Origin of the sequence: Halorubrum ezzemoulense, from assembly GCF_004126515.1 — an archaeon.
GTDB lineage: Archaea > Halobacteriota > Halobacteria > Halobacteriales > Haloferacaceae > Halorubrum > Halorubrum ezzemoulense.
This window is the reverse complement of the sequence record NZ_CP034940.1, coordinates 179,310-198,663: the sequence shown is the minus strand read 5'-3', so window position 1 is coordinate 198,663 and position 19,354 is coordinate 179,310. Positions and strand designations below refer to the sequence as shown.

The 19,354-nt window shown below is 68.9% G+C and carries 23 protein-coding genes; 16 read left to right on the top strand and 7 right to left on the bottom strand.

Annotated features, from left to right (window positions below):
• Position 1: 1 nt before the first annotated feature.
• From sufD to EO776_RS00900, 3 genes are all read left to right on the top strand, one after another.
• Positions 2-1,216 carry a Fe-S cluster assembly protein SufD gene (gene sufD, locus EO776_RS00910; protein WP_094495581.1) on the top strand — a complete coding sequence of 405 codons (1,215 nt, stop codon included), beginning with the start codon at positions 2-4 and terminating at the stop codon, positions 1,214-1,216.
• 139 nt (positions 1,217-1,355) lie between these two features.
• Positions 1,356-1,841 carry a rubrerythrin gene (locus EO776_RS00905; protein ID WP_049932324.1) on the top strand — a complete coding sequence of 162 codons (486 nt, stop codon included), beginning with the start codon at positions 1,356-1,358 and terminating at the stop codon, positions 1,839-1,841.
• Positions 1,842-1,884: 43 nt separating this feature from the next.
• Entirely contained in the window at positions 1,885-2,328 is a 444-nt protein-coding gene (locus EO776_RS00900) for a metal-dependent transcriptional regulator (RefSeq protein WP_049932320.1), read from the top strand.
• A 29-nt stretch (positions 2,329-2,357) separates the two neighbouring features.
• Here EO776_RS00900 and prf1 read toward each other — a convergent pair whose 3' ends face one another.
• From prf1 to EO776_RS00880, 4 genes are all read right to left on the bottom strand, one after another.
• Positions 2,358-3,608, bottom strand: coding sequence for a peptide chain release factor aRF-1 (gene prf1 / locus EO776_RS00895; protein ID WP_100050426.1), 1,251 nt, complete (start codon positions 3,606-3,608; stop codon positions 2,358-2,360).
• A gap of 135 nt (positions 3,609-3,743) precedes the next feature.
• On the bottom strand, positions 3,744-5,552 hold the full coding sequence (gene argS / locus EO776_RS00890) for an arginine--tRNA ligase (protein WP_094520549.1): 1,809 nt from the start codon (positions 5,550-5,552) through the stop codon (positions 3,744-3,746).
• 285 nt (positions 5,553-5,837) lie between these two features.
• Complete coding sequence (locus tag EO776_RS00885) at positions 5,838-6,773, bottom strand: NAD-dependent epimerase/dehydratase family protein (RefSeq protein ID WP_094520550.1); 936 nt, start codon at positions 6,771-6,773, stop codon at positions 5,838-5,840.
• A gap of 217 nt (positions 6,774-6,990) precedes the next feature.
• Positions 6,991-7,431: a DUF302 domain-containing protein gene (locus EO776_RS00880; RefSeq protein WP_049932310.1), complete on the bottom strand. Its 441-nt coding sequence runs from the start codon at positions 7,429-7,431 to the stop codon at positions 6,991-6,993.
• A 162-nt stretch (positions 7,432-7,593) separates the two neighbouring features.
• Here EO776_RS00880 and EO776_RS00875 point away from each other — a divergent pair, with 162 nt between their 5' ends.
• The 7 genes from EO776_RS00875 to EO776_RS00850 all read left to right on the top strand — a co-directional run bounded on the left by EO776_RS00875 (position 7,594) and on the right by EO776_RS00850 (position 12,374).
• Positions 7,594-8,010 carry a helix-turn-helix domain-containing protein gene (locus EO776_RS00875; RefSeq protein ID WP_049932308.1) on the top strand — a complete coding sequence of 139 codons (417 nt, stop codon included), beginning with the start codon at positions 7,594-7,596 and terminating at the stop codon, positions 8,008-8,010.
• Between the two features lie 84 nt (positions 8,011-8,094).
• Positions 8,095-9,378, top strand: a complete 1,284-nt coding sequence (locus EO776_RS00870; RefSeq protein WP_089308653.1) for a M20 family metallopeptidase — start codon at positions 8,095-8,097, stop codon at positions 9,376-9,378.
• Positions 9,379-9,465: 87 nt separating this feature from the next.
• Positions 9,466-9,615 carry a hypothetical protein gene (locus tag EO776_RS18750; protein ID WP_158093825.1) on the top strand — a complete coding sequence of 50 codons (150 nt, stop codon included), beginning with the start codon at positions 9,466-9,468 and terminating at the stop codon, positions 9,613-9,615.
• 2 nt (positions 9,616-9,617) lie between these two features.
• Positions 9,618-10,211 (top strand): class I SAM-dependent methyltransferase, encoded by a 594-nt coding sequence (locus EO776_RS00865; RefSeq protein ID WP_094520551.1) that lies wholly within the window; start codon positions 9,618-9,620, stop codon positions 10,209-10,211.
• Between the two features lie 143 nt (positions 10,212-10,354).
• Entirely contained in the window at positions 10,355-10,591 is a 237-nt protein-coding gene (locus EO776_RS00860; RefSeq protein WP_086216166.1) for a sulfurtransferase TusA family protein, read from the top strand.
• Positions 10,588-11,733, top strand: coding sequence for an NAD(P)/FAD-dependent oxidoreductase (locus EO776_RS00855; protein ID WP_094520552.1), 1,146 nt, complete (start codon positions 10,588-10,590; stop codon positions 11,731-11,733). Before EO776_RS00860 ends, EO776_RS00855 begins: the two co-directional genes overlap by 4 nt.
• A gap of 2 nt (positions 11,734-11,735) precedes the next feature.
• Positions 11,736-12,374 (top strand): DUF1641 domain-containing protein, encoded by a 639-nt coding sequence (locus tag EO776_RS00850; protein ID WP_086220081.1) that lies wholly within the window; start codon positions 11,736-11,738, stop codon positions 12,372-12,374.
• Positions 12,375-12,518: 144 nt separating this feature from the next.
• Here EO776_RS00850 and EO776_RS00845 read toward each other — a convergent pair whose 3' ends face one another.
• Both EO776_RS00845 and EO776_RS00840 read right to left on the bottom strand, forming a co-directional pair.
• Positions 12,519-13,106, bottom strand: coding sequence for a DsrE/DsrF/DrsH-like family protein (locus tag EO776_RS00845; RefSeq protein WP_086220080.1), 588 nt, complete (start codon positions 13,104-13,106; stop codon positions 12,519-12,521).
• 2 nt (positions 13,107-13,108) lie between these two features.
• Entirely contained in the window at positions 13,109-13,354 is a 246-nt protein-coding gene (locus EO776_RS00840) for a sulfurtransferase TusA family protein (RefSeq protein ID WP_049932293.1), read from the bottom strand.
• A gap of 246 nt (positions 13,355-13,600) precedes the next feature.
• Here EO776_RS00840 and EO776_RS00835 point away from each other — a divergent pair, with 246 nt between their 5' ends.
• Genes EO776_RS00835 through EO776_RS00820 form a run of 4 tightly spaced genes read left to right on the top strand, consistent with a single transcriptional unit; the run spans position 13,601 to position 17,007 of the window.
• Positions 13,601-14,794, top strand: coding sequence for an MBL fold metallo-hydrolase (locus tag EO776_RS00835; RefSeq protein WP_049932291.1), 1,194 nt, complete (start codon positions 13,601-13,603; stop codon positions 14,792-14,794).
• Between the two features lie 8 nt (positions 14,795-14,802).
• The gene (locus tag EO776_RS00830; protein WP_049932290.1) at positions 14,803-15,360 is read left to right on the top strand and encodes a YeeE/YedE family protein; all 558 of its coding nucleotides are present in this window, start codon (positions 14,803-14,805) and stop codon (positions 15,358-15,360) included.
• Positions 15,361-15,819 (top strand): YeeE/YedE family protein, encoded by a 459-nt coding sequence (locus tag EO776_RS00825; RefSeq protein WP_049932289.1) that lies wholly within the window; start codon positions 15,361-15,363, stop codon positions 15,817-15,819.
• 12 nt (positions 15,820-15,831) lie between these two features.
• Positions 15,832-17,007, top strand: coding sequence for an inorganic phosphate transporter (locus tag EO776_RS00820; RefSeq protein ID WP_094520554.1), 1,176 nt, complete (start codon positions 15,832-15,834; stop codon positions 17,005-17,007).
• A gap of 28 nt (positions 17,008-17,035) precedes the next feature.
• Here the strand turns inward: EO776_RS00820 and EO776_RS00815 are convergent, their stop codons facing one another.
• Positions 17,036-17,881: a universal stress protein gene (locus EO776_RS00815; protein ID WP_049932286.1), complete on the bottom strand. Its 846-nt coding sequence runs from the start codon at positions 17,879-17,881 to the stop codon at positions 17,036-17,038.
• A gap of 259 nt (positions 17,882-18,140) precedes the next feature.
• Here EO776_RS00815 and EO776_RS18745 point away from each other — a divergent pair, with 259 nt between their 5' ends.
• Both EO776_RS18745 and EO776_RS00810 read left to right on the top strand, forming a co-directional pair.
• Entirely contained in the window at positions 18,141-18,305 is a 165-nt protein-coding gene (locus EO776_RS18745; protein WP_167373091.1) for a DUF7512 family protein, read from the top strand.
• Entirely contained in the window at positions 18,295-19,353 is a 1,059-nt protein-coding gene (locus tag EO776_RS00810; RefSeq protein ID WP_394334817.1) for a sulfite exporter TauE/SafE family protein, read from the top strand. The genes EO776_RS18745 and EO776_RS00810 overlap by 11 nt, the downstream gene beginning before the upstream one ends.
• The last annotated feature ends 1 nt before the right edge of the window (position 19,354 follow it).

Genomic DNA, 19,354 nt, shown 5'->3' with positions numbered 1-19,354 from the left:
CATGAGCACGCAAGCAATCGAGAGCCTCTCGGAGGACACGGTACGACGCATCGCCGACGAACGCAACGAGCCCGAGTGGCTCTTGGAGACCCGTCTGAACGCGCTGGCCGCGCTGGAGACCGCGGAGCTGCCCGATGTCATCCAGACGCCGGGCCGCCGCTGGACCGACCTCGAGGCGCTGGACTTCGAGTCGCTCGTCGACCCGCTGAACCAGGCGGACGAGACCGAGCGGACCGCGGGCGACGACGAGGTCGTCGTGCTGCCGTTCACCGAGGCGCTCGCCGAGTACGGCGACGTCATCGAGGCGAACTTCGGCTCCGTCCTCGACCCCGAACACAACTATCTCACGGCGCTTTCGGTCGCGCTGTTCACCACCGGTACGTTCGTCTACGTCCCCGAGGGCGTCGACGTCGAGGACGTGACGGTGCGCGCGGAGATGAACTCCCGTTCGCTGTTCAGCCAGACGCTCGTCGTCGCCGAGGAGTCGTCGTCGGTGACGATCCTCGAGTCGATCACGTCGGGCGACGCCGACGTGAGCGGCGACCGGTACTTCTCGAACCTCGTCGAGGTCGTCGCGGGCGAGAACTCGAACGTCCAGTTCGGCTCGCTCCAGAACCTTGACGACGACGCCTACACCTACTCGCTGAAGCGCGGCGTGACCGACACGTACGCGACGGTCGACTGGATCGAGAGCAACTTCGGCTCGAAGCTCACCCGCTCCGACATCGAAACCGAGCTCGAGGGCGACGGCTCCGAGAGCCAGATCGTCGGGACGTTCTTCGGCACGGACGACCAGCACTTCGACATCAACGCCCGCGTGTGGCACCAGGCGGAGCAGACGACCGCCGACCTCGTCACCCGCGGCGTGCTCGACGACGTGGCGCGCTCCGTCTACGAGGGCGTTCAGGACGTCGGCGAGGACGCGTGGAACACCTCCAGCTACCAGCGCGAAAACACGCTGATGCTGTCGGACGACGCCGAGGCCGACGCGTCGCCGAAGCTGATCATCCACAACCACGACACCGAGGCGTCCCACTCCGCGACGGTCGGACAGGTCGACGCCGAGGACCTGTTCTACCTCGAGAGCCGCTCGATCGACTCGCGGACGGCCCGGAACATGCTCGTCGAGGGCTTCTTCGTGCCCGTCCTAGAGGAAATCGCGGTCGACGAGTTCCGCGACGACGTCGAGGAGCTCGTCTTCGAGCGGCTCCAGTAAGCCGCCGGCGCCGAACGGATTTTTTCAGCCCCGCCCGGAGTCCCGGAGCGACCGGCGAGCGAGGGGAACCGCTTAAGACCGACGACGCCCGAGTTGTTCGTATGCGAACCCGCGTATCGTGCCGTCTCGGGTGGTCGCGGTGAGCGTGAGCCAGCGGGTCGCCTCCGACGACCAACTCGCGCGGCTGCTCCAGATCGGAATCGTGCTGGAGGAGGTCGTCGAAGCGCGAGCGCATCGCCACTACCAGCAGTTGGACGCCGAACTCGACGCGGAGGTGGAGACGCTCCTCGCGGACGCGGCCGAGGAGTCGGCGGACCACCGCGAGCGGCTGGAGTCGCTCATCGACGGGCTCGGTGTCGACAGCGTCCCGTTCGACGAGATCGAGTCGCTCGTCGACGCCCGCTACGGGCGGACGCGGCCGGAGGACTTCGACGACGTGCTGTACGACCAGCTGTGCAACGAGGAGACGGCGTACAAGTTCTACGACGACCTCATCGAGGCGATCGAGGGGTCCGACGGGTCGTTCTCGGTCGACCGTGAGGAGCTGATCGCGACCCTGGCGGCGATCCGCGACGAGGAGGCCGAGGGCGTACGCGAGGTCACGGAGGTCATGGAGCGCCGATGAACCGGACAGACGAGTCGCCGACGAGCGCCGACGGAGGACAGCCGTGAACACCGCAGATCAGTACCTCAAGACGATATACGTCGTACAGGACAGCGAAGACGGACCCGCCTCGACCGGGTCGATCGCCGATGCGCTCGGCGTCAGCCCGGCCAGCGCCAACGAGATGATCGGCAAGCTCGAAGAGCGCGGGCTCGCCGAACACGAGAAGTACAAGGGCGTCAAGCTGACCGACGACGGCATCGTCCGGGCCAGGGACGCCCTCCAGACCTACTGTATCATCGAGCGGTTCCTCGCGAACGTCCTCGCGGTCGAGGACTATCAGGCCGAGGCCCGGGAGCTCGAGGCCGTCATCGACGACACGGTCGCCGAGCGGCTCGACACGATCATCGACCGGCAGCCGGAGTGTCCGGACTGCTTCGACCCGGAGTCCGACGCCTGCGCGTGTTTGGAGATCGCGCCGGGGCCGGTCGAGCCGGAACAGCAGTAAAACGGCCGCAGAAACTTCTTCAGAGGTCCTTAGACTCCGGTCGAGTACCGCAGGATACCGGCGATGCCGCCGAACGCGTCGAGCAGCTGTTCGCCCTTCTCGAAGTCCGTGGAGATGAACTTCGTGTCCGTCCCGCGCTGTTCGGCGATGGCCATCAGGTGTTCGATGATGTCCTCTCGCTCCTCGACCTCGGCCGCCTCGCCGCACTCGCTACATTCGTGGTCCGGCGTCGAGTGGCGGGCGTCGACAACCTCGTACTCCTCGTGGCCGTCGGGGCACTCGTAGACGACGACGTCGGAGCGAAGGTCCTCGGAGATGAGCAGGCGGTCCACCGATCCCATGATCAGGTTGCGGCGGGTCTGCTCGAACCCGTAGGTCGCCTCCTGCCCGGTGTTGAGCTTCTCGAAGAACTCTTCCATGTTGCGTTTGTCCTCGACGATCTCCTGGTCGGCGAGCGCCTCGCTGGCGTTGTCGACGAGGTCTTTCAGGCCGGACTCATCGGTGTAGGCCACGTCGAACTTGCCGAGCACCTTGTCCTGAAGCTCGTGGTGGAGGTAGTCGCCGTCGAGGAACTCGTCTTTGGTCGGCGAGGGACCGCCGACGAGGATGCCGTCGAGCTCGTGGCGCTTGTCGACGAACAGGTCGTTGGCCATCCCAGCGACCTCCTGATAGAAGTTGTCGATCGCTTCGAGGCGCAGGCGGGCGAATCGCTGTGCGGACTGACCCCCCTTCCGCTGTTTGCCGGGGACGAGCGAGGAGGCGGACTTGACCGCCTCGACGCGTTTCCCCTTCAGCCAGCCGACGTTCGCCTCGCGGCGGTCCAAGACGATGAGCCCGAACAGCCCGGAGTCCTCGAGCATGTGTTCGAGCGGCTCGGTGAGGAACTCCGAGTCGCAGTGGTAGCGGAACGACTCGACGGGCTGCGGGGGCGACTCCAGCGTCCGGGTGACCATGTCGGTCTGGCCGCCGCCGCTGTCGATGGCGCCCGAGAATATCACGATCCCGTTGTCCGGCGGGAAGGTGTCGTAGTAGCGCAGCCGGTCCTTGATCGACGTCAACGCGTCCTGAACGGCCGTCCGCGTCTGCTTGGACTTGATGTTGGACGCCTCGCTGTGCTCTTGGGTGACGTGCGCCACCACGTCGGAGATCTGCCTGTCCTCGGGGATGTAGATGGTGACGAGCTGGGTGCCGGAGCCCTCGTACTCCTTGAGTTCCTCGATGACCTTGCGGAACTCGTACTTCCGGCGGTCCGCGTTCGCCTCCTGTGCGTCGCTACTCATTACTCCGAATACGGTCGCGTGCGTGTAAGTAATCTTTGACCTGTCGATACGGGCGGAAGCGTCCGTCTCGGCCGCGTTTGGCGGTGGATCGCTCGGAGCCCCGCTCCGGGCGACGGAGGGCGGGATACCCTCGATTTACATCGACTCCGGCGCCTCGACGCCCAGCACGTCGAGCGCGTTCGCCATCGTGTGCTTCGCGGCCGCGACGAGCGCGAGCCGGGCGTCCCGCAGGGCCTCGGTCTCGGCGGTCACGACGGGGCACTCGCGGTAGAAGGCGTTGTACGCGTCCGCGAACTCGCGGGTGAACGTCGCGATCGTGTGCGGCTCCAAGTCGTCCGCGGCGGCCTCGATTGCGGCGGGGAAGCGCGCGACCTCGCGGAGGAGCTCGCGGGCCGCGTCGGTTTCGAGCGCGCCCGCGTCGACGTCCAAGGCGTCGGGGTCGACCTCGCCGTCGGCGTCCGCCGTCACGCCCGGCACGTCGATCCCGGCGGCGGCCGCCTCGCCGAGGATGCCGGCGCAGCGCGCGTGGACGTACTGGACGAACGGCGCCGACTGCGCCTCGAAGTCGAGCGCGTCCTCCCACTCGAAGGTGATCGCCTTCGCGGGCTGTTTGGAGACGATGTCGTACCGGACCGCGCCGATCCCGACCTGGTGGGCGATGCGCTCGACATCCTCGTCGGTGAGGTCGTCGTCGCGGATGCGGTCGTCCATGCGCGACTCGACGGCGTCGCGAGCGCGGTCGATCGCCTCGTCCAGCAGGTCGTCGAGCATCACGCCGGTCCCCCGCCGGGTCGACATCTTCCCCTCGGGCAGGTTGACGTACGAGTAGATGACGTGGCCGAGGCGGTCGGTGTCGTTGCCGAGCAGTTCGAGGGTCGCGTCGAGCTGGTCGGCCTGGAGCTTGTGGTCCTCGCCGAGGACGGTGACGGCGCGGTCGTAGTTCGCGAACTTCCACTCGTGGTGCGCCAGGTCGCGGGTTGTGTAGAGGCTCGTGTCGTCCGAGCGGAGGAAGACGAGGTTCTTGTCGATCCCCCACTCGTCGAGCTCCAGCTGCCAGGCGTCCTCCTCGTAGACGGCGTGGTCGGTCTCTTTCAGCCGGCCCGCGATGTCGTCGGTGGATCCGTCGCGCATGAACCGCGTCTCCTTGACGAACTCGTCGAACTCCGCGGGGAGGCGGCCGAGGCACGCCTTCATTCCACCGAGGACGGCGTCGACGACCTCGCCGACGCGCTCGTACGTCTCCTCGTCGCCCGCCTCGAGCCCCTGGAGGATCGACTGGATCTCCGCCTCCGCGGCCTCGACCGCGTCGTCGTCCGCCTCCTCTAAGAAGGCGTTCCCCTTCCGGTAGTAGCGCACGAGGTCGTACTCGGCGCGGTCGCGGGCGGGCTCCGCGTCGAGGTCCGGCTCGTCGAACCGCTCGTACGCCCAGGTGAACACCGCCATCTGCCGGCCCGCGTCGTTGACGTAGTAGTGGCGGTCCACGTCGTAGCCGGCGTACGCGAGGAGGTTCGCGACCGCGTCGCCGACGATGGGGTTGCGCGCGCGGCCGACGTGGACGGGGCCGGTCGGGTTCGCGCTGGTGTGTTCGACCACGACGCTCGTGTCGCGGTCGGGGAGCGCGCCGTAGTCGGCGTCGACCGCGGCCGCGTCGAGCGTGTCGGCGAGGTAGCGCTCGTTCGCGTGGAAGTTGACGTACGGCCCCGCGGTGTCGACGCTCGCGACGTAGTCCGCGTTCCCGACCGACACCGCCTCGGCGACAGTCGCCGCGACGTTCGGCGGCGCGTCGCCGACCTCGCCCGCGAGTCGGAAGGCGACGCTGGAGGCGAGCGTCGCGTCCATGTCGTCGGGCGGGCGTTCGATGCCGAGGTCGTCGGTCGGGAGGTCGAGCGAGTCGAGCGCGTCCGCGAGCGCCGCCTCGACTTCCGACCGGAACTGCCGGAACATACCGTCCGTTCGACGGGCGGGTTAAAAGGCCCTTCCGAAGCGGCGCGGCGGGCGGAGACGCGGATCGAACCGCGAGCGACACCGCCACGGGAAACCCACCGGGTTGTGCGCAACAGCCGTCCGTATCGCTCCGTTGACGCCGCCGCCTCCGGTCGGTTATCGGGACAGCTTCGGCAGTCGAGCGATCCGGTCGGCGTTCGGGACCCCCTTCGGTTCGCCTGCGGCGGGACTGAAGCGCCTCCGCGGTCCGCACCCGACCGGCGGAGTTCGTCGGAGGGGATCGCGCTACTCCACGATCTCGTCGATCAGCTCGCGCGCACTGCGCCGAACCGCCGCGTCGCTCTCGACCGACGGCTCCCACCCGAGGGCGGCGAGCTTCTCGATCGACAGCCGCATCTTCGGTACGTCGCCGGTCCAGCCGCGGTCGCCGCCGGTGTAGGCGTACTCCGGGTCGACGCCGAGCTCCTCGCTCACGATGTCGGCGATGTCGGTGACGGAGGTCGTCGTCCGCGTCCCGAGGTTGTAGACGTTGTACGCGGCGTCTGCGTTCTCGACCACGTGCCGGATGGCGTCGACACACTCCGAGACGTGCATGTACGACTTCTCCTGCCGGCCGTCGCCGAGGATCTCCAGTTCGGTCGGATCCTCGGCTAACTTCTCGATGAAGTCGGGGATCACGTTGCCGCGCTGGCGCGGGCCGACGATGTTCGCGAACCGGAACACCCACGACCGGACGCCGTAGGAGTGCGCGAACGTCGATATCAGCGCCTCGTCCGCGAGCTTCGCGGAGCCGTACATCGAGATCGGTTCGAGGGGGGCGTAGTCCTCGGGGGTCGGTCGCGGCGCCTCGCCGTACACCGTCGAGGAGGAGGTGAACGCGAAGCGGTCGACGCCGACCTCGCGCATGCGCTCCAAGACGTTGTACGTCATCTCCGTGTTCTCCTCGAACAGCGCGCGGTCGTCGTCGTAGTTCGTGTCGGTGTACGCCGCGAAGTGGAAGACGACATCGAGGTCGTTGGTGACGACGCGCGCCACGTCGTCGGGGTCGGTCATGTCCGCTTCGACGAACGCCGCGCCCTCGGGGACGCGGTCGCGGGTCCCCTTCGAGAGGTCGTCGGCGACGCGGACGGTCGCGCCGCGGTCGAGCAGGTCGGCCGCGAGGTGGCTTCCGACGAGACCGGCGCCGCCGGTGACGAGGACGCGCGAATCGGCGAGGTCCATATCGGCCCGTCGGCGGTCGCGGATAAGTAGGTGTGGAATCGCGACGAGCGGGGTCGACACGGAGGCGAGGCGAACGGAACCGGGTCACGTCCGTGTCGGTCGAAGCGCCGGCCGCACCGATCCGAGCGCAGACCGCGCCGATCCGATCGTCGCCGACGGCGAGTGCCGCCGAGCAGAGCGCCGGCGACGCCGTAGGGGCGGCTGTGTCAGAGCGTGGTCAGAGGTTCTCGAACGCCTCGTCGACCATCTCGCCGGTGTCGGCGATGATGCCGGCCATCTCGTCGTCGTCGGGCGCCATGCCCGCGAGGCGAGCGAGGCGCATGATAGAGACGTGATAGACGCGCTGCGTCCCGGGCGCTTCCTCCCAGACGACGACGTTACACGGCATGAGCGCGCCGAGCTTGTTGTCGGTCGCGTCGAGCGCCCGGTCGGCGACAGCCGGGTTACACGCGCCGAGCACGTAGTAGGGGTCGCGACCCGCGTCGACCTTCTCGTTGAGCATCTCGGACGGCGAGAACTCGACCGGGACGCCGAATCCGGCGTCGGTGAACACCTCGCGGACATGTTCGATCGCCTCCTCGTGGCCCATCTCAAGGGTGGCCTGCTCTTCGCCGATGTCGTCCGGGTCGATCTGCGTCGGGTCGATCGGAAGCGTCATTCGTGTATCGTCTTGGGCCTACGTAACAAAGGCTCTTCGGATGTCCTACCGAGAGAGCGGAGCAGCCGTGAACTGAACCGGACTGTCGCCGACTCGACTATAGTAGTATTGTACTAATTAGGAACAACTTTAACCCACTCTGTCGCCCTATTGTCCGATACGATGACCGCGTCAGTGCGTGACGACCTCGAACGGGACTTGGGGTGTATCGACCTCCTCGAGTGTATTCACGGGCTCAACGAGCGGGATCAGGCGGTGTTTCAGGCGCTCCAAGGAGTGAACGAAGGGCTCACCGTCGACGACGTGGCGGACCGGCTGGAGTGTGAGCGGTCGACGGCGTACCGGTCGATCTCGCGGCTCGTGGACGCCGGCGTCGTCGTCCAGCGACAGGAGAACTACGATCAGGGCGGGTACTACTACGTCTACCGGCCGCGAACGCCCGAGGAGGCCGCTCGCGAGATGCAGCAGCTGCTCAACAGCTGGTACGCGACCGTCGGTCAGCTCATCCAAGAGTTCGAGGACCGGTACGGCGGCGAGGCGGACGAGCGCGGGGATCGGTCGCTCCAGCCCGGACCGTGACGCGCGGGCGACCGCGACGCTCACCGATTAGTATTGTGCGAAATATACAAAATAAATAAATCGTTGGGGATCGAAGGGGACGGCATGGCCGAAGACACGGGAGCGACCCGGCCGCCGACGGACCCGGACGACGCTCCCGCCGAGTACGTGCGAGCACACCGGGAGGAGCTGGTCTCGCTGGCCCTCGATCTGCTCGCGGTCGACACGTCGAACCCGCCCGGCGACACGCGCGAGATCGTCGCGGCGATCGAGCGGTTCCTCGACCCGCTTCCGGTCGAGGTCGAGCGGTTCGCCGTCGACCCGGCGAAGCCGAACCTGCTCGTCCGGGTCGACGGCGCGTCCGACCGAACGCTGCTGTACAACGGACACCTCGACACCGTCCCGTTCGACGCCGACGCGTGGACGCGCGACCCGCTCGGCGAACGCGCCGACGGCCGCGTCTACGGCCGGGGCGCGACCGACATGAAGGGCGCCGTGGCGTCGCTGCTGTTCGCGCTCCGGGCCGTCGTCGCGACCGACGCGGAGCCGCCCGTCGACCTCCTGTTCGCCTTCGTGAGCGACGAGGAGGTCGGCGGCGACGCGGGGCTCCCGGCGCTGCTCGATGCCAGAGCGCTCGACGCGAACGCGTGCGTGATCGGCGAGCCGACCTGCGAGGAGGGTCGCCGCTCCGTCACGGTCGCGGACCGGGGGAGCATCTGGCTGACGCTCGAAGCCGCCGGCGAGGCGGCGCACGGCTCTCGACCGATGCTCGGGGTCAACGCGGTCGACCGGCTCTACGGCGCCGTCGAGACGATACGCGAGCGGTTCGGCGCCGAGCGGCTGGAGATCGACGCCGAGATGGAGCCGATCGTCGAGGAGTCGGTCGAGTACTACGCCCCGTCGATGGGCGAGGCGACCGCTCGGGACCTATTCCGGTACCCGTCGATCAACCTCGGCGTCCTCGAGGGCGGCGACGCGGTGAACGCCGTCCCGGGGTCCGCCCGCGCCGAGGTCGACGTGCGGCTGACGGCGGGCGTCCACACGCCCGACGTGCTCGCGGCCATCCGCGACTGCGTCGCCGACTGCGAGGGGATCACGGTCGCCGACGTTTCCTGGAGCGTCGGCACCACAGAGGACCCCGCCAGCCCGCTGGTCGACGCCGTCGCGTCGACGGCGGCGGCGGTCACCGGGGACCGCGTCTTCCGTCGGAGCGCCACGGGCGGCGGCGACGCCAAGAAGCTCCGGAACGCCGGGATATCGACCGTCGAGTTCGCCCTCGGGACCGACACGCTCCACGCCCCCGACGAGTACGTCCCGGTCGACGCGCTCGTCGACAACGCGGTGGTCTACGCCCGGCTCCCCGCCGCGTGGCGCTCTCGGGTCGACTAGCTGCCCGCGGACGAGCGGGGCGACTCGGGCACGCCGGTCGGCGACGGTCGAGAAAGACTTAGATAGCGGACTGGTTCACATATGGGTATGAAGGACAAGACCGATGCGACGAGCGAGCCGCCTCGGGGGGCCGACGACGGGTCCGTGAGCGGCGGACACGGGTTCGCGGGCGGCGGGAGTGACGGACGCCGCCTTCCGGCGGACGGAACGGGAGCCGGCGCGTCGGGCCCCCGCTGACGATGGAGCGGTTCCAGAACACCGGCCAGCCCGACTGGGACTGGTGGGGGAAGCTCTGGCCGACGCCGGGCGCGACGCTCCGGCAGCTCGGGGTCGAGCCCGGCCTGTCGGTGGCCGAGGTCGGCTGCGGGAGCGGCTACTTCGCGCTCCCGGCCGCCCGCATCACCGAGCCCGCGCCCGTGTACGCCGTCGACTTGGACGAGGCGCTGCTCGACGAGCTCGACGCGCTCGCCGGGCAACAGGCGATCGGGAACGTCGTCCCGGTCCACGGCGACGCCCGGGACCTGACCGGTGTCCTCCCGGAGCCGGTCGACGTGCTCGTCGTGGCGAACACCTTCCACGGCGTCGACGACCGCACCGAGTTCGTCGAGGAGACGTTCCGAGCGGTCGCGCCCGGCGGCAGCCTGGTCGTCGTCAACTGGCACGACCGGCCGCGCGAAGCGACGACCGTCGGGGGGGAGCCCCGGGGACCGCCGACGGGGCTCCGGATGGACCCCGAGGAAACGGCGGAGGCCGTCCGGGGGGCGGCGCCGTTCGAACTCGACCGGCGGGTCGATCTGCCGCCGTACCACTACGCGGTCGTGTTCGACCGGTAGCGCCGCCGACGCCCCAACCGTCAGCGACACCCCGACTGCCGCCGACGCTGACCGATCCGCGCCGAACACGAGGATTTTTAGATTGTGGAACGATCGCACAAGACTAATACGCCACGCGCGTAACTGTCTGGTGTGAGACCCCCATGACCGACATCGAACCCGAAGAAACCGTCGACGCCAGAGGCGCAGCGTGCCCCGGTCCCCTGATGGACCTCATCGGAGCGATCCGGAGCGCGGAGTCGGGCGACGTGGTCCGGCTCCTGAGCGACAGCGACGGGTCGCTCACCGACGTTCCCGAGTGGGCCGATGAGGCCGGCAACGAACTGCTCGCCGTCGAAGAGCTCGACGAGCACAACGCGTTCTACGTGGAGAAAGCATGACCGAACGCATCGTCATCGTGGGCGGCGGGACCGGCGGATCGGTGCTCGCCAACGACCTCGCCGACCAGCTCGGTCCGGAGCTCGACGCCGGCGACGTGGAGGTCACCCTGATCAACGACGGCCCCGACCACGTGTACAAGCCGGTCTGGCTGTACGTGCCGTTCGGCAAGCGCGAACCGGCGGACGGTCGCCGCGCGCTCGACGAGCTGGTCGACGACGCGGTCGACCTCCGGATCGACCGCGTGTCCGAGATCGACACGGATTCGCAGACGCTCCGGTTCGACGGTACCGCGCCGTCGATGGAGTACGACCACCTCGTGCTGGCGACCGGGTCGACGCTGGAGCCCGAGCAGATCCCCGGGCTCGTCGAGGGCGGACACGACTACTACAGCGAGTCGGGCGCGACGGCCCTTCGAGAGGAGCTGCTGGAGTTCACCGAGGGCGAGCTCGTCTTGAGCGTCATCGGGACGCCCCACATGTGTCCCGCGGCGCCGCTGGAGTTCGTCTTCATGACCGACGACTGGTTCCGCGAGCGCGGCCTGCGCGAGGACGTCGAGGTCACCTACACGTACCCGATCCAGCGCGTTCACGGGAATCCCCACATCGCCGAGTGGGCCCGTCCCATCATGGAGGACCGGGACATCAACGTGGAGACGTTCTTCAACGCCGAGTCTGTCGACCCCGACGCGGAGACCATCACGTCGATGGAGGGGACCGAGCTCGACTACGACCTCCTCGTCTCGATTCCGCCTCACGGCGGCGTCGACCTGATCGAGGAGGCCGGCCTCGGCGACGACGGCTGGGTCGACGTGGACAAGCACACGCTAGAGGCGGCGGCCGCGAACAACGTCTACGCGCTCGGCGACACCGCCGACACGGGCGTCCCGAACGCGGGCAGCGTCGCGCACTACCAGGCCGGCGTCGTCGGCCAGCGCCTCGCCAGCGAGGTCCGAGGCCGCCCCGCGACGGCGACGTACGACGGGAAGACCCTGTGCTTCATCGAGACCGGGATGGACGCCGCCTCGTTCGTCGAGTTCGACTACGAGCGCCCGCCGTCGCCCGCGCCGCCCTCGGAGAAGCTCCACTGGTCGAAGCTGGCGTACAACGAGTCCTACTGGCTCACCGCGCGAGGGTTGCTCTGACCATGTCCGAGACGCACGAACCCGAGCCGGACGACCTCGAAGCGGCCATCGCGGAGAACCCGGAGGCGGTCGCCGAGCTCGTCGAGCGGCTCGACGCGGTCAACGAGCTGTTGGACGTGCTCTCGCTGGGCGAGGGCGCGCTCTCAGACGAGATGGTCCGCGAGCTCTCGGCCACGGGGTCGACGCTCGCGGAGTCCGCCGACGGCCTGGCGACCGACGAGACCGTGGGGCTGGCCGAGGCGGTCGGCGAGAACGGCGACGAGCTGCGGGAGGCGCTCGACACGCTGCTCACGCTCCAGCGGAGCGGCACGCTCGACGAGCTGGCCGAGGTCGCGGAGGTCGGGTCGCTGGCGACCGCGGCCCTCGACGACGAGATGGTCGCGTCGCTGGCCGGGACCGGCGCCGCGCTCGGCGAGGTGGCGCAGACCGCGGCCGACGACGACACCCGCGAGGGCGTCGAGACGCTGCTGAAGGGGGTCGGCGAGGCGGAGCGCGACCCGCCGGATCGGGTCGGGGCCGTCGGGCTGATCCGCGGGGTGCGCGACCCGGACGTCCAGTACGGGCTGGGCTACCTGCTGGCGGTGGCGGGCGCGATCGGCCGCGAGCGCGCCGGGCGCGAGCGGAGCGAGGGATCGCGCTAGCGGGGGCGACGCGCCGTTCCGCGGCGCGAGCGGGCGGAGTCGGTCGTGGTCACTAGTGGTTTTTGCGTTGTATCGAGGGTGTCTGGAGCGACGACGCCGGCGACGGCGCGGGCAAAACAGAACCGGGGGCTCGTTCCGCGGCGGTCAGACGAGCAGTTGGATGTCCGCCTCGGCCATGTCCTGAAGCGCGGTGGCGGCGCCGACGCCCGTGGTGACGCCGTCGTAGAAGTTGTCCTCGTCGTAGTCCATCAGGTCGATGGTCATCTGACAGGCCTGGAACTCCACGCCCATGTCGAGGCTCGTTTCGAGGAGCTCCTCGATCGTGGCGGTGTCGTTGTCCGAGATCCGGCGCTCCATCATCTTCGTCGTGACGCGGTCCATCCCGGGGAGCGCGGCGACGGCGTTCGGCACGGGCATGTTGGGGTTGCCGACGGAGCTGAGCTGGAGGTTCTTCGACCGCTCCTCGTGGAGGATGTCGAGCCCCCAGAACGTGTGGAAGACGGTCACCTCGTAGCCGAACGCGGCAGCGGTGCTGGCGAGGATGAGCGGCGGGTACGCCATGTCGAGCGTCCCCTTGGTGGCGATGATGCTCATCTTCTTGCCGCCGTCGTCGGCGGTGGCCTCGGCGAGCGCCTCCTCGAGCTCGTCGACGCGCGCGGCCAATTCCGCGCGGGAGGGCGCGTCGTCGGTCGGCGCGTCGTCGGCCGACGCGTCGGGTGTGTCCGTGCTCATCGTTACTCCGTCTTGCGGACGTAGTGTTTGTACACGTCGTCGCCTTCCGTCTGGTCGAGGAGCTCGACGCCCTCGGTGCCGTCGGCCCAGCCGTCGAGGTCGCTCATGCTTCCGGGGTCGGTCGCCAGCACTTCAAGGACCTCGCCCGCGTCGAGGCCGTCGACGGCGGACTTCGTCTTCACTACCGGCATGGGGCACGATGCGCCTTTCACGTCGAGCGTCTCCGCGATGTCGAATTCAGCACTCATTGTGTATCTGCTCCGGTGTCTGTATTGGAGCTAGCGCACAATACCCCCCGGTGAAGTAAAACTGTGTCGGTTCTTGGGAATTCTCCCAACTACTGTATAAAGTGAAACCTGTTTAGCCGCCGCATAAGCCCCTGAGTACAACAGTAGGAGATACAAACCGGATTCTATTGAATATAGTATTGCTTAGAAAAGGAAATACTATGAAAATGCTTTTGTGCGTCGACCCGGTATGAACGACTGCGAAACATGAATGCCGACGACTTCCCGACTCCGGACGTCGACGTCGACTCCGTCGACCCGGAATCGCTCAAAGACCGAATCGACGCCGGCGAAGACGTCACGATCCTCGACGCGCGCATGCAGTCGGACTACGAGGAGTGGCGCATCGACGGCGAGAACGTCACGTCGATCAACGTCCCGTACTTCGAGTTCCTCGAAGACGAGATCGACGACGACGTTCTCGACCGGATCCCCGACGACCGCGAGGTGACCGTCCTCTGCGCGAAGGGCGGCGCCAGCGAGTACGTCGCGGGCACGCTCACGGAGCGCGGCTACGACGTCGACCACCTCGAAGACGGGATGAACGGCTGGGCGAGCATCTACGAGGCCGTCGAGGTCGACCGCTACGACGGCGCCGGCACGCTCCTCCAGTACCAGCGCCCCTCCTCGGGCTGTCTCGGCTACCTCCTCTACGACGACGGGGAGGCCGCGATCATCGACCCGCTGCGGGCGTTCACCGACCGCTACCTCGACGACGCCGACGAGCTCGGCGTCGAACTGAACTACGCCCTCGACACGCACGTCCACGCCGACCACATCTCGGGCGTGCGCGACCTCGACGCCGCGGGCGTCGAAGGCGTCATCCCCGAGGCCGCGGTCGACCGCGGCGTCACGTACGCCGACGAGCTGACCACGGCCGCCGACGGCGACACGTTCGCGGTCGGCGACGCCACCGTCGAGACCGTCTACACTCCCGGCCACACGACCGGGATGACCTCATACCTCGTCGACGAGAGCCTGCTCGCGACCGGCGACGGGCTGTTCATCGAGAGCGTCGCCCGCCCCGACCTTGAGGAGGGCGACGAGGGCGCCCCCGACGCCGCGCGCCTGCTGTACGAGTCACTTCAGGAGCGGGTGCTGACGCTGCCCGACGACACGCTCATCGGCGGCGCGCACTTCAGCGACGCGGCCGTCGCGGCCGACGACGGCACCTACACGGCGCCGATCGGCGAGCTCGTCGAGGAGATGGACGCGCTCACGATGGACGAGCAGGCGTTCGTCGACCTGATCCTCTCGGACATGCCGCCGCGCCCGGCCAACTACGAGGACATCATCGCGACGAACCTCGGACAGAACGCCGTCGACGACGACGAGGCGTTCACCCTGGAGCTCGGGCCGAACAACTGCGCCGCCAGTCAGGACTCGCTCGCGGGTGACTGACGACGCCGATGGTCGCTGACCCAGTACTGCTGCAGGCGGTCGCCGAGCTGTTCCCGAACGGGGTCAGCCGGTACGCCGTCGGCGGACTGCTCGTCGGTCTCGGGACCGTCGTCATCTACGTCGGAACGGGTATCCCGGCCGGGGCGAGCACGTTCCTGGAGTCGACGCTGTCGTACGTCTCCGGCCAGTCCCGGTTCCGGCGGTACGTCGGATCGCGGGACTGGCGGCTCGTGTTCACCGCCGGCATCATCCTCGGCGGGCTCGCGTTCGCCGCGACGTTCCAGTCGGGGCTAGTCACGAGCCCGCTCTACGAGCCCGGGACGACCGGCACGCTGTACGAGGTCGCCGGCGTGACGCTCTGGGCGACCGACGTCCAGCCGTGGCGGCTGTTCTTCGGCGGGATCCTCGTCGGGATCGGCACCCGCATCGGGAAGGGGTGTACGTCCGGCCACGGGGTCTGCGGCGTCGGATCGGCGTCGAAGACGTCGCTGGTCGGCGTCGCGACGTTCCTCGCCGTGGCGATCGGGACCGCCCAGGTCGTCGCCGCGCTGGGGGTGAGTCCGTAGATGGCGGATCGACATCCGCTGTTCAAGCCGCTGATCTTCGTCGGCGGCCTGATCTTCGGGTTCGGACTCGGGTTCAGCCACATGGCGCGGCCGGAGGTCGTGCTGAACTTCCTCACATTCGAGGACCTCGGCCTCCCGTTCGTCATGTTCGGGGCCGCAATCGTCTCCGGGATCGCGTTCGCGCTGCTGCCGCGCATCCGCGACGCCGCGCCGCTCACCGGCGCTCCCTACGAGCGCCGGCTGAAGCCGTTCGACCGGAACGTCCTCGTCGGCGGCGCCGTCTTCGGCGTCGGCTGGGGGCTCTCTGGCATCTGTCCGGGCGCGGCGTACGCGAGCCTCGGGGTCGGTAACGTCACCATCCTCTGGGCGCTCGGCGGAATGTTCGTCGGCGCGTACGCGCAGGGGTACTGGCGGAGCCGGAGCGGAGCCCGCGACGCCGCCGCGGCGGGCGCGGACTAACGCACCGGCTCCATGGACCCCGCTCTCATCGCCCTCTCCGTCGGCGCGGCGCTCGCGAGCCTGTTCATGGCGTGGGTGATCGGCGCCGGGTCGAGCGGCGCGACCCCGTTCGCGCCCGCCGTCGGCGCGAACGCCATCGGAACGATGCGCGCGGCCCTGCTGGTCGGCGTCTTCGGCTTTGCCGGCGCCGTCACGCAGGGCGGGAACGTCTCTGAGGCCGTCGGGAGCGGCCTCGTTGGCGGGATCAGCCTGCCCGTCGCCGGCGTCATCCTCGTGCTCGTGCTGGGCGCAGGGCTGATGGCGGTGGGCATCACCACCGGGATTCCGATCGCGACCGCGTTCACCGTGACCGGCGCCGTCATCGGCGTCGGGCTCGCGCTCGGCGGGACGCCGGTCTGGGCAAAGTACCAACAGATCGGCGCCGTCTGGCTCCTGACGCCGTTCATCGGCGGCGGCATCGCGTTCGCCATCGCCAGCGTCCTCCCGCGACCCGGCGCGCCCGAGCGGTACAGCGTCCCGGTCCTCGCCGGGCTGGTCGGGAGCGTCCTCGTGAACGTCCGGTTCAGTTTCCTCGGCAAGGGGACCGCGCCCGGGACCGTCCGCGGTCTCGGACAGCGGACCCTGTCGCTCGACGGGACCGCGTCGGCGGTCGCGATCACCGGCCTCGCGGCGCTGGCCGTCGCGGCCGTCGTCTGGTGGGACGTGAGCCGCGACGAGCAGGGCGGGCTGCGGCGCGTGCTGCTCGCGCTCGGGTCGCTCGTCGCGTTCTCCGCGGGCGGGAGTCAGGTCGGGCTCGCGGTCGGACCGCTCCTACCACTGCTCGACGAGGTGGGAATGGTGTCGGCCACCGCCGTCCTCGTCGGCGGCGGGCTCGGGATGCTGGTCGGCTCGTGGACCGGCGCGCCCCGGATGATAAAGTCGCTGGCGCAGGACTACTCCTCGCTCGGGCCGCGCCGCTCCATCTCGGCGCTCGTCCCGTCGTTCCTGATCGCGCAGCTGGCCGTGCTGCTCGGCGTGCCGGTCTCGTTCAACGAGATCGTCGTGAGCGCGATCATCGGGAGCGGCGCGGCCGTCGGCGGTCGGGAGGCCGTCGACGCGGAGAAGATCCTCACGACCGTGGGGGCGTGGGCCGGCTCGTTCGGCCTCTCGTTCGCGCTCGCGTACGCGGCCGCCGCGCTCGTCTTGTGATTGGCGCGCGCCGCGGCGTCGCCTACGCTTAAACCGCCCGAGGCGGCGGGACGAGGAAGACGTTGCCCGTCGCCCGCGTGACGATCTCCTCCGAGACGCTGCCCAGCAGGAGCCGCCGGATCCGGCTCCGCCCCTTCGACCCGACGAGGACCGTCGACGGAGTGACCTCGGCCTCGACGGCGAGGATCTCCTCGGCGGGGTCGCCGCGGCGGACCTCGGTCCGCGTCTCGATCCCCCAGCCCTCCAGCGTGCTCGCCCGCTCTGCCAGCCGCTCCGCGGGACCGCCGCCGGCGTCCGGCCCGTCGTCCTTCGGCGACCGGACGTGGACGAGCGTCGCCTCCTCGGTCGCGCGACGGAGGTACGAGAAGGCGTCGAACGCCCGGTCGGCGTGCTCAGAGAAGTCTGTCGCGAAGAGGACGTGCCGGAAGAGGTGTTCGCGGAGGACATCGGGGTCGTCGGCCGCCCGCTCGACGCGGTTGACCAGCAGCGGGACGACGGTGGTCCGGGCGAGGTTGCGGGCGGTCGAGCCGACGACCCGGTTCTCCAGCGGGCTCTGTCCGCGCGAACCCACGATCGTCAGGTCGGCGTGAACGGTCTCCGCGATGCCGTTGAGGCGGCGGTACGGGGTCCCGCGAACGACGTGCGTCTCGACGTCGAACCCCGCGGCCTCGATCACCTCGCGGTACCTGTCGAGCCCCCGCCGCCGGCGCTCCTCGAAGTCGACGCCGGGCATGCCGGGGTGGACGTTCGCCGAGACGACCGTGACGAGGTGGACCGTCCGGACGCCGATTCGGTCCAGGCAGCCGAGGCAGGTCTCGTTCTCGATCGTCGCCTCGCTGGCGGCCGACAGGTCGGTTGCGCACAGGGCCCTCATGTCGATCCCTTCGGCGGGCGGCGACAACACGATTTTGTTCGTCGTTTGATACTTCAGCGAGCGCGAGCGCGTAGCCGGCGCTCGGGCCGACGGAGGCGCCGTATTATCTCTGTAAGTTATCGGTACTCCCGCCGAGGTTACCGGGATATAGTATTGTACATCAAGCCCAAAACCGTTATAGGCACGAAGCGGATAGTGGACACCGAGCAGAAATGTGCCAAGACCGAATTTCCGCGTTCGGAAGCCGGAGGACGAATAGATGGCTGGACTAGAGATACCCTCGTGGGACCCAGAGACGGTCCTACTCATCGGCACGATTCTCCTGGAAGCGTTCGTGTTGTACGTGGGGTACGGCGGCCTCGAACGGCTCGTCGGGCCCTATCTGATGCGGCTCTTAGTCGGGGGTGACGCCAGTGCTCGGTAACTTCCTCGGCGGCCTCGGCATCTTCGAGACGAGCCCCGAGATGTTGGCGCTGTTCGTCGGGTTCGGCCTCGTCGTCGGGGTGCTGTTCGGGTTCTTCGGCATGGGCGGGTCGTTCCTCGTCACCCCGGCCCTCCTAATGCTAGACTACCCGGCCTCCGTCGCCGTCGGGAGCGGGATGGCGTTCGTCTTCGGAACGGCCGTCATCGCGACGCTGAAACACCACGACCTCGGGCAGGTGGACTACAAGCTCGGGGTGATCATGATCACCGGGACGACCATCGGCATCGAGGCCGGGCGCGCCAGCGTCTACTACCTCGAATCGATGGGGCTCGCCGGCGGCGTCATCAGCGTCGCCTACGTTGTCCTGCTCGGCGGCGTCGGCGCGATGGTCACGCGCGACGCCCTCAAGGGCGACGACGACGGCGGCGTCGACCACGAGGCCGCCGACAAGGACCTCGACGAGTACGAGATCCCCGACGTCGCCAAGAAGATCCAACGGACCGTTCGGATCCCGCCGATGGTGACGCTCCGCGGCGACGTCACCGTCTCCGTGTGGGTCATCACGGCCGTCGCCTTCTCGACCGGCGTCCTGTCCGGGTTCCTCGGCGTAGGCGGCGGCTTCATCCGGATGCCCGCGATGATCTACGCGATCGGCGTCCCGGTGCCCGTCGCCGTCGGGACCGACCTCTTCGAGATCGTCTTCTCCGGCGGGCTCGGGAGCTACCTCTACGGACAGGACGGCGGCGTGAGCCTCGGCATCGTCGCCCCGCTGCTGTTCGGGAGCGCGCTCGGCGCGCGCGTCGGCTCCGCCGCGACCGCCGTCGTCGACTCCGATGAGATCAAGGTGTACTTCGGCGGGATGCTGCTCGTCGGCGCCCTCGCCGTGGGCATCGGCGAAGTGGGCTCGTACATCGGCAGCTCGACGCTCGAACTGCTCGGACTGGTGCTTACCATCGGCGCGGCGGTCGTCGTCGCCTTCGCGGTCCTCTACACGACGATCAGCTCGCTCCGCGTGACGCGTCAACAGCAGACGTCTGCCGCGGACTGAC

Coding starts and splice junctions, on each gene's coding strand:
- EO776_RS00860 (WP_086216166.1), top strand. CDS start 10,355: ATGACCGACATCGAACCCGAAGAAACCGTCGACGCCAGAGGCGCAGCG.
- EO776_RS00880 (WP_049932310.1), bottom strand. CDS start 7,431: ATGACGCTTCCGATCGACCCGACGCAGATCGACCCGGACGACATCGGC.
- sufD (WP_094495581.1), top strand. CDS start 2: ATGAGCACGCAAGCAATCGAGAGCCTCTCGGAGGACACGGTACGACGC.
- argS (WP_094520549.1), bottom strand. CDS start 5,552: ATGTTCCGGCAGTTCCGGTCGGAAGTCGAGGCGGCGCTCGCGGACGCG.
- EO776_RS00825 (WP_049932289.1), top strand. CDS start 15,361: ATGGCGGATCGACATCCGCTGTTCAAGCCGCTGATCTTCGTCGGCGGC.
- EO776_RS00870 (WP_089308653.1), top strand. CDS start 8,095: ATGGCCGAAGACACGGGAGCGACCCGGCCGCCGACGGACCCGGACGAC.
- EO776_RS00840 (WP_049932293.1), bottom strand. CDS start 13,354: ATGAGTGCTGAATTCGACATCGCGGAGACGCTCGACGTGAAAGGCGCA.
- EO776_RS00820 (WP_094520554.1), top strand. CDS start 15,832: ATGGACCCCGCTCTCATCGCCCTCTCCGTCGGCGCGGCGCTCGCGAGC.
- EO776_RS00875 (WP_049932308.1), top strand. CDS start 7,594: ATGACCGCGTCAGTGCGTGACGACCTCGAACGGGACTTGGGGTGTATC.
- EO776_RS00845 (WP_086220080.1), bottom strand. CDS start 13,106: ATGAGCACGGACACACCCGACGCGTCGGCCGACGACGCGCCGACCGAC.
- EO776_RS00830 (WP_049932290.1), top strand. CDS start 14,803: ATGGTCGCTGACCCAGTACTGCTGCAGGCGGTCGCCGAGCTGTTCCCG.
- prf1 (WP_100050426.1), bottom strand. CDS start 3,608: ATGAGTAGCGACGCACAGGAGGCGAACGCGGACCGCCGGAAGTACGAG.
- EO776_RS18745 (WP_167373091.1), top strand. CDS start 18,141: ATGGCTGGACTAGAGATACCCTCGTGGGACCCAGAGACGGTCCTACTC.
- EO776_RS00850 (WP_086220081.1), top strand. CDS start 11,736: ATGTCCGAGACGCACGAACCCGAGCCGGACGACCTCGAAGCGGCCATC.
- EO776_RS00835 (WP_049932291.1), top strand. CDS start 13,601: ATGAATGCCGACGACTTCCCGACTCCGGACGTCGACGTCGACTCCGTC.
- EO776_RS00815 (WP_049932286.1), bottom strand. CDS start 17,881: ATGAGGGCCCTGTGCGCAACCGACCTGTCGGCCGCCAGCGAGGCGACG.
- EO776_RS00855 (WP_094520552.1), top strand. CDS start 10,588: ATGACCGAACGCATCGTCATCGTGGGCGGCGGGACCGGCGGATCGGTG.
- EO776_RS00865 (WP_094520551.1), top strand. CDS start 9,618: ATGGAGCGGTTCCAGAACACCGGCCAGCCCGACTGGGACTGGTGGGGG.
- EO776_RS18750 (WP_158093825.1), top strand. CDS start 9,466: ATGAAGGACAAGACCGATGCGACGAGCGAGCCGCCTCGGGGGGCCGAC.
- EO776_RS00885 (WP_094520550.1), bottom strand. CDS start 6,773: ATGGACCTCGCCGATTCGCGCGTCCTCGTCACCGGCGGCGCCGGTCTC.